11 protein-coding genes are annotated in these 15,226 nt (G+C 46.5%); 3 read left to right on the top strand and 8 right to left on the bottom strand.

Annotated features, from left to right (window positions below):
* Positions 1-23 precede the first annotated feature (23 nt).
* On the top strand, positions 24-3,080 hold the full coding sequence (locus J1C91_RS09545; protein WP_125438420.1) for an AAA family ATPase: 3,057 nt from the start codon (positions 24-26) through the stop codon (positions 3,078-3,080).
* A gap of 61 nt (positions 3,081-3,141) precedes the next feature.
* Here the strand turns inward: J1C91_RS09545 and hutG are convergent, their stop codons facing one another.
* The 8 genes from hutG to J1C91_RS09505 all read right to left on the bottom strand — a co-directional run bounded on the left by hutG (position 3,142) and on the right by J1C91_RS09505 (position 13,287).
* Complete coding sequence (gene hutG / locus J1C91_RS09540) at positions 3,142-4,131, bottom strand: formimidoylglutamase (protein ID WP_125336415.1); 990 nt, start codon at positions 4,129-4,131, stop codon at positions 3,142-3,144.
* Between the two features lie 142 nt (positions 4,132-4,273).
* A complete protein-coding gene (gene hutH, locus J1C91_RS09535) occupies positions 4,274-5,815 on the bottom strand; it encodes a histidine ammonia-lyase (protein WP_032916282.1) in 1,542 nt (513 codons plus the stop codon).
* Positions 5,816-5,820: 5 nt separating this feature from the next.
* Entirely contained in the window at positions 5,821-7,173 is a 1,353-nt protein-coding gene (locus J1C91_RS09530; RefSeq protein ID WP_002907227.1) for an APC family permease, read from the bottom strand.
* Between the two features lie 75 nt (positions 7,174-7,248).
* Positions 7,249-7,848 carry a HutD/Ves family protein gene (locus J1C91_RS09525; RefSeq protein WP_125438417.1) on the bottom strand — a complete coding sequence of 200 codons (600 nt, stop codon included), beginning with the start codon at positions 7,846-7,848 and terminating at the stop codon, positions 7,249-7,251.
* Positions 7,849-7,860: 12 nt separating this feature from the next.
* The gene (locus tag J1C91_RS09520) at positions 7,861-9,534 is read right to left on the bottom strand and encodes a formate--tetrahydrofolate ligase (protein ID WP_125438414.1); all 1,674 of its coding nucleotides are present in this window, start codon (positions 9,532-9,534) and stop codon (positions 7,861-7,863) included.
* A gap of 66 nt (positions 9,535-9,600) precedes the next feature.
* Positions 9,601-10,227, bottom strand: coding sequence for a cyclodeaminase/cyclohydrolase family protein (locus tag J1C91_RS09515; protein WP_002907223.1), 627 nt, complete (start codon positions 10,225-10,227; stop codon positions 9,601-9,603).
* A 14-nt stretch (positions 10,228-10,241) separates the two neighbouring features.
* A complete protein-coding gene (gene ftcD / locus J1C91_RS09510; RefSeq protein ID WP_002907222.1) occupies positions 10,242-11,141 on the bottom strand; it encodes a glutamate formimidoyltransferase in 900 nt (299 codons plus the stop codon).
* A gap of 115 nt (positions 11,142-11,256) precedes the next feature.
* A complete protein-coding gene (locus tag J1C91_RS09505; protein ID WP_125438411.1) occupies positions 11,257-13,287 on the bottom strand; it encodes a urocanate hydratase in 2,031 nt (676 codons plus the stop codon).
* Positions 13,288-13,486: 199 nt separating this feature from the next.
* On the opposite strand from J1C91_RS09505, the gene hutI reads away from it, so the two are divergent.
* A complete protein-coding gene (gene hutI / locus J1C91_RS09500; protein ID WP_002910573.1) occupies positions 13,487-14,752 on the top strand; it encodes an imidazolonepropionase in 1,266 nt (421 codons plus the stop codon).
* A gap of 178 nt (positions 14,753-14,930) precedes the next feature.
* Complete coding sequence (gene rpsF / locus J1C91_RS09495; RefSeq protein ID WP_002896497.1) at positions 14,931-15,221, top strand: 30S ribosomal protein S6; 291 nt, start codon at positions 14,931-14,933, stop codon at positions 15,219-15,221.
* The last annotated feature ends 5 nt before the right edge of the window (positions 15,222-15,226 follow it).

The following is a 15,226-nucleotide window of genomic DNA, read 5'->3' as shown; positions in this document are numbered from 1 at the left end:
TAAGGTTTCTTGGAGGCGTTTGCATGTCGAAAAATCTGTTGAGGTTGAAATTGCTGGGAAGTCCGAGTGTCTTTCTCAATCAAGAGGAAGTCTTTTTTCCTTTTGCCAAAATCAATGCTCTGCTTTACTATCTTCATATCAATGGTGCAGTCAATAGAGAAGAGATTGCAGGAATCCTATGGGAAAATAAGGATAATCAGACCGCCAAAAAGAATCTGCGCAATACAATTTATCAGGCTAACAAGCTACTAGGTGGGGAATGGATTGTCGCTCCTAACCGGACTGTGCTGTCGCTTAATCCCGAGTGTGCGATTGAAAGTGATGTAGAACTTTTTACGGATCATCCTGCAGAGCATCTGTCGCTCTATCAGGGTGATTTTCTGCAGGGCTTCTATCTCAAGGATAGCGAGGCTTTTGATTACTGGGTGTCTAAGATGCGGACCCGATATGAGCAGCTTTATATCCAAGCCTGCTACCAGCAGCTGGAAACAGAAAAAGACCATCTGGATTTGGAAGAGGCTGAGCGGAATTTGCGCCGTTTAATCAGCATTGATGAGTTTGATGAGAAGAACTATCATCTGCTCATGAAGCTCTATCAGGATCATGATCGGCCTGGCAAGGTGATAGAGACTTATTATAAATTGGTCAATATTTTGGATAAGGAACTGGGTATTAGCCCTACAGAACCTATCCAGCAACTATACCATGAGGTGCTAGCCAAGGACCGGAGCGAGCGTAAGACCAAGCAGTTTCTGCGCAATACGGACCACTTTTTCGGGCGGGTCGATGAAATCAAGCGTTTGGAATCTTATTTCTCTAAGGTGATAGAGGCTCAGGAAGCGCGTGCTCTGGTCTTAGTCGGCGGTACTGGTATTGGAAAGCGGACAGTGACTCGTCAAGTACTGGCCAATCAGACCAAGTATTTCCAGATTGTCATGGCTGAGTGCTTCAAGGAAGAGATGAAGGCAGAGCTGCAGCCTTGGCGTGGCTTGCTGGACGGCCTGGGCGACTTGGTCATTCAGCACCAGATTCTTTCTATCAGCCAGTGGCAGGTCATTTTGGAGAGTTATTTTCCCATTTTGACAGGAGGCACTTCTGGTCGTCAGTTAGATGCGGACAAGCTGGCTCAGTTTGTGGTGGATATTCTGCAGAAGATTTCTAAGAAAAAGGCTTTGATTGTCTTAATTGAGGACTGTCACTGGATGGATGAGGCTAGCGTTGCTGTCTTGGAGCAAGTTATGAATCATTTGACTGGCTATCCTGTGGCCTTTGTGCTGACCAAGCATCTGAGCACCCCTTCTTATTTGGAACATTTTTTCAATCACCTGCTGGTACGCAATAAGCTAGGCTTTATTGAGCTGCAGCCGCTGAATTTTAAAGATAGTGTGGCTTACTTGCAAGCCCAGACAGGTCAGTTAGCCATACCTGAAGAACGCCTTGAGGATATTTATCGGGTCAGTCAAGGTATCCCTTTCTTCCTATCGGAATACGCTGAGCAGCTCCTGCGAGGAGAAAAGTTTTATCCGCTGACTTCGGCCATCAAGGCCAAGCTGTCTCTGAAGTTGGATTACCTGAGCAGCCAAGAGGAAGAGTTGGTGGACTATCTGGCTTGCTTTAGGGCTCCTGCCTCGGTTTCTCTCTTAGCCAGACTGCTAGGTCTGCCGATGGAAGAGGTTGTTGAAATCACTGAGGAGTTTGGACAGAAGCAGCTATTGATGGAAGAGGAGCAGGGAGAGGACTTGGTGGTGCGGTTCAGTCAGGAGCTTTTGAGGATTTACGCTTATGAGCGTTTGTCGCTTGCTAAGAAGCGAATGCTGCATCACCAGATTGCCCAAGTCATGGAAGACCAGCTGGGAGACTCTCTCTATCATGCTCAGTTGCTCAATGAAATCGCCTATCACTACAAGATGTCCAAGCAGCCGATTAAGTCTCTGGAGTACGAGCTGCATTATCTTGAGGCTACCTTGCAGTTTCATCACGAGCTCTTTCCGATTTATTCGCGGGAGTTTGGCTTTATCGAAAAGACGGATGATAGCAATCAGTCAGCGGTTTTAGACCAGTTTGACCGTATTCGTCGGGAAATAGAGGGCTTAGAGAGAAAACACCAGAATCACAAAGATTTTCAGCTTTTGCTTCTTCGCTTTCTCTATCTGGAAGGGCGCTATGCTATCCGGACGGGGAATTACCAGCAGGGAATGGACAATATCCAGCAGGTGATTATTTCGGCCAAGGAGCTGCAGCAGATGGATTTTCTCTTAGAAGGCTATCGGCAGATGATTTATTACTGCATCCAGACGGAGAATATCTCTGAGATGCGCTATTATACGGAGTTGGCTCTGGATGCATCGGTCCAGGCCAATAATCACGAGGCCATTGCTATCAACCTCCGGCTCAAGGGGCTCTATCATCTCATGATTGGAGATGAGGAGCAGTCGCTTCACCATCTCTACCAGTCTATTGATTGTTTCAGCTTGACGGCTTCGCTGCGTTCCAAGTACTCAATTCAGATTGCGGCGGCTCTAGACTATCTGGCAGAGATTGAGCAGATTCGCGGAAATTTCACGACTGCGCTGACCCATCAGAAGGAGGCCATTAAGCTGACGGAAAATAAAACAGCAGAGCCTTCGATTTTTGCTTTCTATATCGGCTTGGGTATGACCTATTATCAGCTGAAAGATTATGAGCAGGCGGAGCGAATTTTCCTCAAAGCTAAAACAGCCTTGAAATCTCTCAGCTTCCCTTGGAAAGAGACCCAGTTGGAAGTGTATTTGGCCTTGATTGGCTGTGAGAAGAGAGATTATCTGCCTGTGCTTGATCTGCTGCGGAAAAAGGATAGCCTCATTAGTCGCTATGGCAATCCGCGGGACAAGGGGCTGATCTATTATCTGATGGCTGTGATTAAGTATCGCCTGCTGACTGGCAGCTTGCAGGAAGCAGGCTTTGAAGACTTGCTAGATCAGGACTTTGAGACCTACTATGAAACAGCCAAAAGCCAGCTCAATCCCTACCGAGACCGGCACCAGCTAAAGGAATTAGAAAACTTACGTCAGAACTTGTCTCAGGCATTAAACGCACGATAAAAGAGGATGAAAGCAATGTTCATCCTCTTTTGATGTTTCTAATGAAGTTTTTAAATGCCTATCAGTCATGTGCTTGTGCCCAGACTTGGGTCAGGTAAAAGACAAAGCTGGCTGCCAGATTAGCTGTATGGTTGTCTATATCGTGAGGTGGAGAGACTTCGACAATGTCAAAGCCGATCAGCTTGCCTGAGGCAGCGATGTGCTGGAAGACCAGAACCGCTAGATTGGGATCCACACCGAGCGACTGAATGGCACTGACACCAGGCGCTGCACCAGCTGCAAAGCAGTCAATATCAATGGTCAAATAGACCTGCTCCTTGCCGGCCAAAAAGGTATCGACCACCTTACAGACTTCCTTGTAACCCATTTGGTACATATCCATTCCAGTCAGAAACTGGATAGCCTTGGATTTTGCCACAAAGTCAAAGAGAAAGAGATTGTTATTATGCTCCTGAATCCCTAGGATAAGGTAGTTAAAGGCCTGCTTCTGAGCCAGAGTGTCATCGAACATCTGGCGAAAACCGGTACCAGAGTTAGGACCAGTCTGGTCATAGGGACGCAAATCAAAGTGGGCATCCATATTGATAACGGCCAAGTCTTGGTCAGATGCTAGTGACGACTTAAGTCCCAGATAGTGGCCGTAGGCTGTTTCGTGGCCGCCTCCTAGGACAATGGGCCGGAGATTGAGCTCTCGCAGGCGTTTGACTGCCCGAGCCAAGCTTTGCTGCAGCTGCTCCAGAGAGCGGTTAGGCCCGTCAATATCGCCAACATCAAAGACGCGGACGTTTCTACCAAGATGCCAAGGAAGCTTGGCTAGCTGAGTTCGGATAGCTTGTGGTCCTTCGACAGCCCCCACTCGGCCGTGGTTGATATAAACCCCTTTGTCACTCTTGAAGCCAATCAAAGCAAAGTTGACGCCATCAAAGGGCCTTAAGTTAGGGTCATTTAAGTCCAAAAACTCAATAACCATGCCCCACTTGGCAGCATATAAATCATCATCCAGTCTCTTATGATAGTAGCTGTTATCTAGCTGATAGTAATCTTCTAACATGATTTTATCCTTTTCCATAACGATACTTGCGACTTTATTATAAGAGTTTCCACCAAGCCTGTCAATGACTTTTGGCGGGAAAAGAAGCCCAGCTGAACGAGAGCGGGCTTCTTAGGTTAGCTTTTTTACAGAGTCATCAGCTTTAGAACTGAATGCTCAAGTCTACAGCCTTTTCAACGGCTGCTAGGAATTCTTCGTTTTCAATCAGCTCAGAAGCTTTGTTGAGCTCTTCATAGATTTCGATGTCCTTGTCAAACTCGATAAAGCGGACATGCTGACGGAAGAGGTCGTAGGCTGGCTTGGTTCCTTTACCAAGTTCATGGTTTTCTGGTTTCAGATCCAGAGCTTGGCAGGCTGCCATGATTTCTGTTGCCACGATGCGGCGAGAATTCTTGAGAATTTCAGCTGCCTTACGTGCTGCAGTAGTTCCCATGCTGACAAAGTCTTCTTGGTTTTCACAAGATGGGATAGAGTCTACGCTGGCTGGATGAGACAGAACCTTGTTTTCAGAAGCAAGCGAAGCACAAGCGTACTGGGTAATCATAAAGCCAGAGTTGAGTCCTGGGTGTTTGACCAAGAATGATGGAAGCTTGCTCAGTTGGCTGTTGACCAGACGTTCTACACGACGCTCGGATACATTTCCGATTTCAGAAATAGCGATGCCTAGGAAGTCGAATGGCTGTGCCATTGGTTCTCCATGGAAGTTACCGCCTGAGATGACATGACCTTCTTTGGTAATGATAGGGTTGTCTGTAACAGAGTTGATTTCAATCTCAACCTTGGTCTTGACATAAGCGATAGAGTCCTTGCTGGCACCATGAATCTGCGGAATACAACGCAGGGTATATGGGTCTTGGACCCGCTGTTGAGTGGCTACGGTTGTGTTGCCACTGCCTTCTAGAAGGTTGCGGATATTGCGGGCTGTAGCCAGCTGTCCGCTTTGAGGTCGAATGGTATGCAGGTCTTCTTCGAAAGGACTGGTAATACCATTGTGGACTTCCATGGAAAGAGCGCCAGCGACATCTGACAGTTTAAGCAGCTGGATGGCATCGTAGGTAGCCAGAGCTCCGATACCTGTCAGGACAGTCGTTCCGTTAATCAGCGCCAGCCCTTCCTTGGCTGCTAGAGCAATTTTCTCGATACCAGCCTTGTCCAAAGCTTCTTGTCCAGAGAGTAATTGGCCTTGATAGTAAGCGCGGCCTAGTCCTAACATAGGCAGAACCATGTGAGCCAGCGGGGCCAAGTCACCAGAAGCTCCCAAAGAGCCTTTTTCTGGAATGTAAGGGACAACGCCTTTATTGAGCAATTCCAGGAGCTTTTCGACAGTAGAGAGACGGATACCAGAATAGCCCTTGACCAAGGAATTAATCCGGATTAGCATAATTGCACGGACTGCATCTTCAGGCAGGGGATCGCCGTAGCCTGAAGAGTGCGTACGGATTAGGTTTTCTTGCAGTTGAGTCGTATCTTCTGGTGAGATGCTGACATTGCAGAGAGAGCCAAAGCCAGTTGTAACACCGTATACGACCCGCTTTTCGCGGACGATATCATCCACGATTTTGCGGGAAGCTTCTACAGCTTTCTTAGCTTCTTGGTCGATTTCGCAAGTGGCTCCATGACGAGCTACTGCGATGACGTCTTCTAAAGTAAGGTGTTCGCCATCCAAATTGATTACATGTGTCATAAGATTCATTCTCCTTCTTGTTCAAGAACTTTATTTTTACAAATCAGTACTATATAGATAAAGTATACTGCACTGGCGATAAGGACACCGATGAGGCCGTAGACATAGTTCATTGGGTTTTCACCCCAAATCATGACGAGGCTGACTAGAACCGCCAAAATTGGAATTACTGGACCAAATGGAACACGGAAGACCACTTTCTTATCCGGATATTTCTTTCTTAATACTAGTACAGCTAGAGCAGTTGGGATGTATTGGAAGAAGCGGAAGACCACGCTGAGAGCTGCTAATTCTTCAAATTTACCAGAGAAGAGCAGGGCGATAGCCAGAATTCCTGAAATAATAATGGCAACTATAGGGGCATTTTTAGAGTTGGTTTCTGCAATTTTCTTAGGAAGCAGGCCTTCATTTGCGATAGCTGCACCATAACGCGGAACCATGACGGACTCTCCGATATTAAGACCAGTGATAGAGATGAGTGCTCCAATGGAAATAATCCAAGCACCAGCAGGGCCAATCATCTCAACAAAGGCGTCTTGTACAGAAGCATCTGTTTGCAAGATACGGCTGCCCAGCATGGCAATGGTTCCAGCGATAATCAACATATAGAGAACTGATACAATACTGATAGAGCCTAAGATAGCCCGAGGTACATTCTTTTCTGGGTTGCGCATTTCACCAGCAACGATAGACATGGTTTCAAATCCGATAAATCCGTAGAAGATATAAATGGCTGTACTTGAGATAGCTTTCATGATATCTACTTTAGGATCTAGTTGTAGAAACGGAGTGAAGTTACCTTTATCAATTCCCGATTTAATAAAGAAAATTGCGCATAAACTAAAGGCAACGATTGGAATGAGTTTAGCTACAGTAGCAGTCAAGGTAAATATTTTTGAAGTCTTAAGACCAGATATATTCATCAAGCTGAGCAAAATAATCAGGCTCACACTGAGCAAAAGTTCATAAGGTTCAAAGGCTTTAAAAGTGATGACAAAAAGTCTTGCAAATGCTGCTGCCATAGCGGCCCAAGCGATAATGGTTACGACCCATCCCAGAAAACCGACATTAAAGCCTACAAAGTTTCCGAAGGCCGCTTTGGAATATTGGAAAGCTCCGCCGTTTTTATTAAAATAACCTGCAGTTTCTGCCAAGCAGACGGCTAGGAGAATAACGAGGAGGGCAGTTCCAAGCATGACAGCTAGAGAGGCAGGACCAAGTCCTTTATAAATCTTTTGCGGTAGGAGGAAAATCCCTGAACCGATAACGGCATTGATACCGTAGAGAGTTGCACCGGAAAAGCTGAATTTCGCTTTTTCCTGTTCTTGTTCTTGTGCAGTGAGTTTAGTTGCATCCATAATAATGTTTCTCCTTTAGAGATATGGGATCCTTTCCAAGTAAAGATAGAATGGTGACAAGGCATCATGGTATCTTTACTTAGTAGGGATGTGGGTCAAACCAGCCCATATAGCAAGGGGCGTTCCCTTTGGCTGGTTACTCGAAAACATTATATGCAGCTCAGTTTCCTGAGTCTCTTTTTCCACTATCAGAAGCTGCTCTGCCTCTAGGTTAAGCGATGGCAGATTTGTTCCCGTCACCGTCAGATCCTCTATGGCATAGATAAATTGAATTTCGTCATCTCGGCTAAGCTCTTGCCCATTTGAGATGGCAATCATCTGTCCCTGATAATGGTCGCTGTAGATTAAGTTAAAGTCGGTACAAGTCCCCCGACTTGTGATAGAATCACTCCCTTCAAAGGCGTAGGGAGTAAAGGGAGCTAGAACCGTTTCCTCTTGCCGGCTGGCATTGTGGAGATGGAGTGTGTGGTCCAGGCTCACGAGAATGCGGTGAAAGCCACTGAGGTCAGAAAACTGACTTTCAGCCAACTCCACAGTTGCTGTCGAGAGTCGATAGTCAAAGTTCCGCTTGCCATAGTGGCCAGTTGGCGGGGAAAGATAAAGCTGTTTTGTCTTTCCCCCCGACCAATCGGAAACTTGAAAATCGTTTGCTCTTAAAAGGGTTATATGTGTCATTTTTAATATTTATTAGAACAAACCGCTGATATTGCCGTCTTTGTCAACATCAATCTTTTCGCTGGCTGGTACCTTAGGCAATCCTGGCATGGTCATAATCGCACCAGTCAAAGCAACAATAAAGCCTGCACCAGCAGAAACTTTGAGCTGGCTGATTGTCACAACAAAGTCTTTAGGTGCGCCTAACTTTTTAGCATCGTCTGAGAAAGAGTACTGAGTCTTGGCCATACAGATAGGATAGTTGGAGAAGCCCAGCTCTTCCAGTTGTTTGAGCTCGCGTTTAGCAGCAGGAGTCAGGCGAACACCCTTGCCTCCATAAACCTTAGTAACAATTTTGTTCAGCTTGGTTTCAATAGAGTCCTCTTCATTATATACAAATTGGAAGTGATTGTCTCCTTCGGCCAGTTCCACGACTTTTTCAGCCAATTCTTTACCGCCGGCTCCGCCATTTGCCCAGACATCAGAAATCACGATGTCAACGCCGCGCTTTTGGCAGGCCTCATAAACTGCTTGCAATTCTGCTTCGGTATCCAGCGGGAACTTATTGATGGCAACGACTGCTGGCAGGCCATAAACATCTTGAATGTTTTCCAGATGTTTTTCCAAGTTTGGCAGACCATCTACAACGGCTTGGACATTTTCTTCAGCCAGGTCGCTCTTAGCCACACCACCGTGCATCTTGAGAGCGCGGATGGTAGCAACTAGAACTACAGCGGCTGGACGCAGGCCAGATGTACGACACTTGATATCAATGAATTTTTCAGCACCAAGGTCAGCACCGAAACCAGCTTCTGTGACTGCATAGTCGGCATATTTGAGAGCCAGCTTGGTAGCTAGGACACTGTTACAGCCATGGGCAATGTTGGCAAAAGGTCCACCGTGAATCAAGGCTGGTGTGTGTTCCAGAGTTTGAACCAAGTTTGGATGGATGGCGTCTTTGAGCACAGCAGCCATAGCGCCACCAGCTTTCAGATCCTTAGCAGTTACTGGCTTACCTTCAAAGCTGTAGCCAATGATGATTTTTTCCAAGCGGTTCTTGAGGTCAGTGATATTTTCTGACAGACAGAGAATAGCCATAACCTCAGAAGCAACTGTAATGTCAAAACCATCTTCACGCGGAACACCGTTGACTTTACCTTGCAAGCCGTCTACGATGTGGCGCAGTTGCCGGTCATTCATATCCACTGCCCGCTTCCAAGTGATGCGGCGAGAATCGATACCTAAGGCATTTCCATGATGGATGTGGTTATCAATGAGGGCTGCCAGCAGGTTGTTGGCAACACTGATGGCATGAAAGTCACCAGTGAAGTGGAGATTGATATCCTCCATGGGCACAACTTGAGCGTGCCCACCGCCAGCAGCTCCGCCCTTGATACCAAAGACAGGTCCGAGTGAAGGCTCCCGCAGAGCGATAACGGCTTTTTTACCGATAGCAGCCAGAGCATCGACCAATCCGACAGAAGTCGTGGTCTTGCCTTCTCCAGCTGGTGTCGGAGAAATAGCTGTCACGAGAATCAGTTTGCCGTCTGGCTTGTCTTTTAAGGCTTCCAGTTGGCCGGCACTGATTTTTGCCTTGTAATTTCCATAAAGAGACAAAGCGTCTTCAGCAATTCCTAGCTTTTCTGCCACCTCTTTGATGGGCTTCATTTGAACCGAATTCGCAATTTCAATATCTGATAAAACCATATTGTTACCTCTTGAGAAGAGGAAGTCCATTCATGGGAATGAGCAGACTTCTCTTCCGTTTATCTATTAGACAACTTTCAAAATTTCTTGATAAATTTCATCTGCTAGAGCGCAGCCTTTTTGTAGGAGATCTTCACCCTTGCTCCGGTAGTCTGTGACGAATGTTTCATCCTTGACGCCTGACAGGTTAATGAGGACATTGAGCCAAGCCCCTTGCAGGCCAGCCTTAAGATTGAGAGCTGCTACTCCCAGGTCGCTGGCAGCATTGGTATTGGACTTGCCAACAGCCTTTTGAGTTGTTTGCAGGGCAGCCAAGATGTCTTCCATCATGCCATAAGGTGACTTGGTCGCTTCCTTGAGGGCTTGTTGCATCGCTTCTCGACGGGCAGCCTTGTCTTCGTCTGTTTCCTTAGGCATATCAAAGACGGCGGAGACTAGATTGAAGGCTTCAGTGTCCTTGTCAATAGCTGCGAGCAGACTTTCTTGGAGGCGAGCACTTTCTGTGTGCACTTGAGCAATTTCTGCTTCAAATTCTGCGTATTTTTTCTTGCCAAGGGTCAATTCACAGACCATCTTAGTCAGGGAAATACCGTTCGCTGCGGAAAGAGCAGCGGCAGAGCCGCCTCCTGGTGCAGGAGCATCTGAGCCTAGGACTTGGGCAAATTCTGTCAAGCTTAAATCTACTAATTTCATAGGTTTCTGTCCTCCTAGCCCAGCAAATGGTTTTCCAGAACTTGCTTGCCGTAGTCAAAGTCTTCGATTTGCAGATAGTATTCTGCTGCGTCAATCAAAGCCTTGGCTGGAGCCAAACCGATGACTTCTGATCCGAGGATTCCAACTCCGTAGCGCTTGGCTTCAAAGCGAACAGTTTCAAAGACACGATAGAGTGGGAATTTTTCCAGATTGACCATGTTGATAGAAACCTGAGCAATGTTGCGGTCTTCCAGCATAACGCCAATCGCTTTACAGTACTTGTAGCCACCGCTTGATCCACGGATGATTTTGGCAATATTGTTGGCAATTTCCAGATTGTCTGTATCCAAGTTGATATTGTAGGCGATGAGCGGCATTCTAGCACCGACAGCAGTAACACCAGCGGTTGGGTGAATCTTTCTTTCACCGTAGTCAGGCGCCCAGTCAGGTTCCAATAGTTTTTCTGGCATGCCTTCAAACTGTCCTTTACGAACCTTAGCCAAGTTCTTACGCTCAGGACGAGTCGCCGCATCTTCATAGAGGAAGATAGGGATACCGAGCTCACGATTGATCCGCTCAGATACGGTCTTCGCAATTTCTACGCATTCCTCACTTGTGATGTCCTTGATCGGTACAAAAGGCAGGACATCAGTTGCGCCCATACGAGGGTGTTCACCCTGGTGCTTGGTCAAGTCAATATTTTCAGAAGCGTATTTAACCAAACGGAAGGCAACTTCCTGAATGTTTTGGTCATCACCGACCAAGGTAAAGACGCTGCGATTGTGGCTGGCATCAGAAGAGTGGTCCAAAAGTGTTACGCCTGGCACGCTCTTAGCTGTTTCCACTAGACCGTCGATGACCGCTTGGTTGCGGCCTTCAGAAAAGTTAGGAATACATTCAACAATTTTTGCCATAAGATATTACCTCGTGTTATATGTTATTAAAATTTATAAAGTAGATAAAGTGGAACTTCCGTCTGAGCCAGGTTGATACCCAGCTCAGGTCGGAAGTCGGGGGGACAAGTTTTTCCTATTCGAACAATTTCTTAACAGATTCTTTGACCAAATCTTCGTCAGTTAAGTATGGAATGGTAATGTGGTCTGTTCCTTGGTGGAGGCGGTTGTACTCGATAGCAGTTTCGATGGCATGCTCATTACGTGCCCAGTTACGACGAGCGACTCCTCCGATTGTATCCCAAGCGATAGCAGATTTGATGATTTCATCAATGCGTTCGCTACCGTCCAGTACCAAGCCAAAGCCACCGTTGATTGCTTTACCGATACCAGTTCCGCCACCGTTGTGGAGAGCTACCAGACTCATACCGCGAGCTGCATTACCAGCGTAACATTGCACGGCCATGTCGCAGGTGACATTGGAACCGTCCTTAATATTAGAAGTTTCGCGGAATGGAGAGTCAGTACCGGATACGTCGTGGTGGTCACGGCCAATCATGACAGGACCAATCTTGCCTTCGCGGACTAATTCATTGAACTTGAGGGCGATATTGACGCGTCCCATACAGTCTTGGTAGAGAATCCGAGCCTGAGTTCCAACAACCAGCTGGTTCTTTTCTGCATCGCGGATCCAGTTATAGTTATCGCGATCTTGGTAGCGACGGTTAGGATCGATCACTTCCATAGCTGCATGGTCAGTAGCGACTAGGTCTTCGTGCTTACCGCTCAGACATACCCAACGGAAAGGACCATAACCATAGTCAAAGAGCATTGGGCCCATGATATCTTCTACATAAGATGGCCAAATGAAGCCGTCTTTATCGTCAAAGCCATTCTTAGAAATTTCCTTGATGCCAGAGTCATAGACTGCCTTCATAAAGGCATTACCATAGTCAAAGAAGTAGGTACCATTGCTAGTCAGGGTCTTGATTGCCTTGAAGTGACGTTCCAATGTTTGGTCAACCAAATTAGCAAAGGTTTCCTTGTCTTCAGCCAGGAGGCGAGTCCGCTCTTCAAAGCTAATGCCAGCTGGACAGTAGCCGCCGTCATAGACATTGTGGCAAGAAGTTTGGTCAGACAGCAAATCGACATGGATATTGTTCTCGTTGACGTATTCCAAGAGGTCTACGATGTTACCGTGATAGGCAATAGAAGTTGATTCGCCAGCTTCCAGAGCTTTTTGAGCCAAGTCGATAGCTTCCTTCGGACTTTCAGCCAATTGGCTAATCCAGCCTTGTGAATGACGAGTTTCAATCCGAGATTGGTCTACTTCAGCTACGATTGCCACAGCTTTAGCAATTTCGGCCGCTTTCCCTTGAGCTCCACTCATGCCGCCCAGACCAGAAGAGATGAAGAGTTTGCCAGTCAGGTCGCCATCATCAGCTACACCCAGTTTCAAGCGCCCAGCATTGAGGAGGGTGTTGAAAGTACCATGGACGATGCCTTGAGGGCCGATGTACATCCAGCCGCCAGCTGTCATTTGACCATAGTTGGTCACGCCCATTTCTTCTGCAATTTCCCAGTCCTTCATGTTGTCGTATTCACCGACCAAGAGGCCATTGGTGATGATAACACGCGGAGCTTCTGGTTTAGATTTGAAAAGTCCAAGTGGATGGCCAGATTCCACGACCAAGGTTTGATGGTCGGTCATGATTTCCAAGTATTTCTTGATCAGGTTATACTGCATCCAGTTAGCGCAGACAGATCCAGTTTCTCCGTAGGTAACCAATTCATAAGGATAAAGGGCGATTTCAAAGCTCAGGTTGTTGTCAATCATGACCTGCATAGCTTTGGCCGCAGTACAGTTCCCTTTATATTCATCAATTGGTTTGCCGTAGATGCGTTCTTTTGGACGCCAGCGGTAGCCATAAATCCGTCCGCGAGTCTTCAGTTCTTCTAAGAATTCTGGAATTACTTCCTCATGGAATCTCTTTGGAATATAGCGAAGGGCATTTTTTAAAGCAATTTCGGTTTGAGCTTGAGTCAAACGGAAGCCCCGGTCAGGTGCTCGGCGGATGCCTTCTTGGAAAACTGTTTTTTCAGGCAGTACATCGTCTAATTTGACGGTCATTGCTGCTGCAATTTCATTTTCGCTAAAGTATGACATGAAAAATCCTCCTTTTAGTCAAGTGTAAAATATCTTTCTCCTACATTCTATAAGACTCCCGTCCATAAAGAGTCAAGAAAATGACAAAAACAGTAAAAAAAGTGGGGCTCCTATCTTTTACAAGCTTTTGACTATAATTTGACGATAGTGTATTATGATGAAAAGCAAATATGTCGGAAAATGAAATGGAGGAACAAGCATGACTGCTGATTTACTATTAACTCACTTTAATCAAGTCTTCTGTCCCAAGGACCTCGGCCATCCCCTTTTTGGAGCAGAGATGAAGGAAGCTCAAGTGTTAGAAGACGGCTACATTGCAGTCAAAGACGGCAAAATCCTAGTGGTTGGCAGCGGAGAGCCGGATGCCAGTCTTGTTGGACCAGATACTAAGATTCAGTCTTATGAGGGCAAGATTGCTACACCTGGCTTGATCGACTGTCACACTCACTTGGTCTATGGCGGCAGCCGGGAGCATGAATTTGCTAAGAAATTAGCCGGAGTCCCTTATCTGGAAATTCTTGCCCAAGGCGGCGGTATTCTCAGTACAGTCCGGGCAACGCGAGAAGCTTCTTTTGACACTCTCTATGATAAGTCCAAGAGGCTGCTGGACTATATGCTACTGCATGGGGTAACGACTGTTGAGGCCAAGAGTGGCTATGGTCTGGACTGGGAAACAGAGAAGCGCCAGCTGGATGTCGTTGGGGCTTTGGACCGTGACCACGATATTGATTTGGTTTCGACCTTTATGGCTGCCCACGCCGTTCCACCAGAATACAAGGGACGTTCTCAGGAATATCTGGAACTCATCGTCGAGGAAATGTTGCCTCGGGTAAAGGCAGAAAATCTAGCTGAATTCTGTGATATTTTCTGTGAAAAAGGCGTCTTTACAGCTGACGAGTCACGCTACCTGCTTTCTAAGGCTAAAGAAATGGGCTTCAAGCTTCGTATCCATGCTGATGAAATCGAGTCTATCGGTGGAGTAGATGTAGCAGCTGAACTAGGAGCAACTAGTGCAGAGCACTTGATGGTAGCGACCGATGAGGGCATTTGCAAGATGGCAGAAGCCAAGGTTATCGGGAATCTCCTACCAGCAACTACCTTCAGTCTGATGGAAGATACCTATGCACCAGCTCGCAAGATGCTGGAAGCTGGTATGGCCATCACCCTGACTACCGACAGCAATCCAGGCTCCTGTCCAACAGCTAACCTGCAGTTCGTCATGCAGCTGGGCTGCTTTATGATGCGTCTGACACCAGTAGAAGTTCTCAATGCTGTAACCATCAATGCAGCCTACTCAGTTAACCGCCAAGATAAGATTGGTAGCTTTGATACTGGCAAGCAGGCTGACATTACCATTCTAGATGCTAAGAATATTGACTATCCACTTTATTTCTTTGCGACTAACCTGACCCATCAGGTCTACAAGGCAGGAAAACTGGTCGTCGATCAAGGTAGAATTGTCTAGCGTCTCTAAAAACGAATCGTATTTTTCGGACTCTCTCTGGTGACAGGGAGAGTTTTCTTTATATCAAAATTTTCCCTTGCCATTCTGCTGGAAGTCTGCTATAATAGTTATTTGTGAGCAAACCTCACTTACCCCTTGCAAAGTCTTGGGGTCATTAGACCAAAAGGAGGAAAAATCAATGGCTAAATACGAAATTCTTTATATTATTCGTCCAAACATTGAAGAAGAAGCTAAAAACGCTTTGGTAGCACGCTTTGACTCTATCTTGACTGACAATGGTGCAACTGTTGTTGAATCAAAAGACTGGGAAAAACGTCGTCTTGCATACGAAATCCAAGATTTCCGTGAAGGACTTTACCACATCGTTAACGTTGAAGCTAACGACGATGCAGCTCTTAAAGAGTTTGACCGTCTTTCAAAAATCAACGCTGACATTCTTCGTCACATGATCGTCAAACTTGACGCTTAAGAAGG

Source organism: Streptococcus sanguinis (genome assembly GCF_050222175.1).
In the GTDB taxonomy this organism is placed as follows: domain Bacteria; phylum Bacillota; class Bacilli; order Lactobacillales; family Streptococcaceae; genus Streptococcus; species Streptococcus sanguinis_M.
The sequence above is the reverse complement of the archived record's forward strand: the minus strand, read 5'-3'. Positions and strand labels throughout refer to the sequence as shown.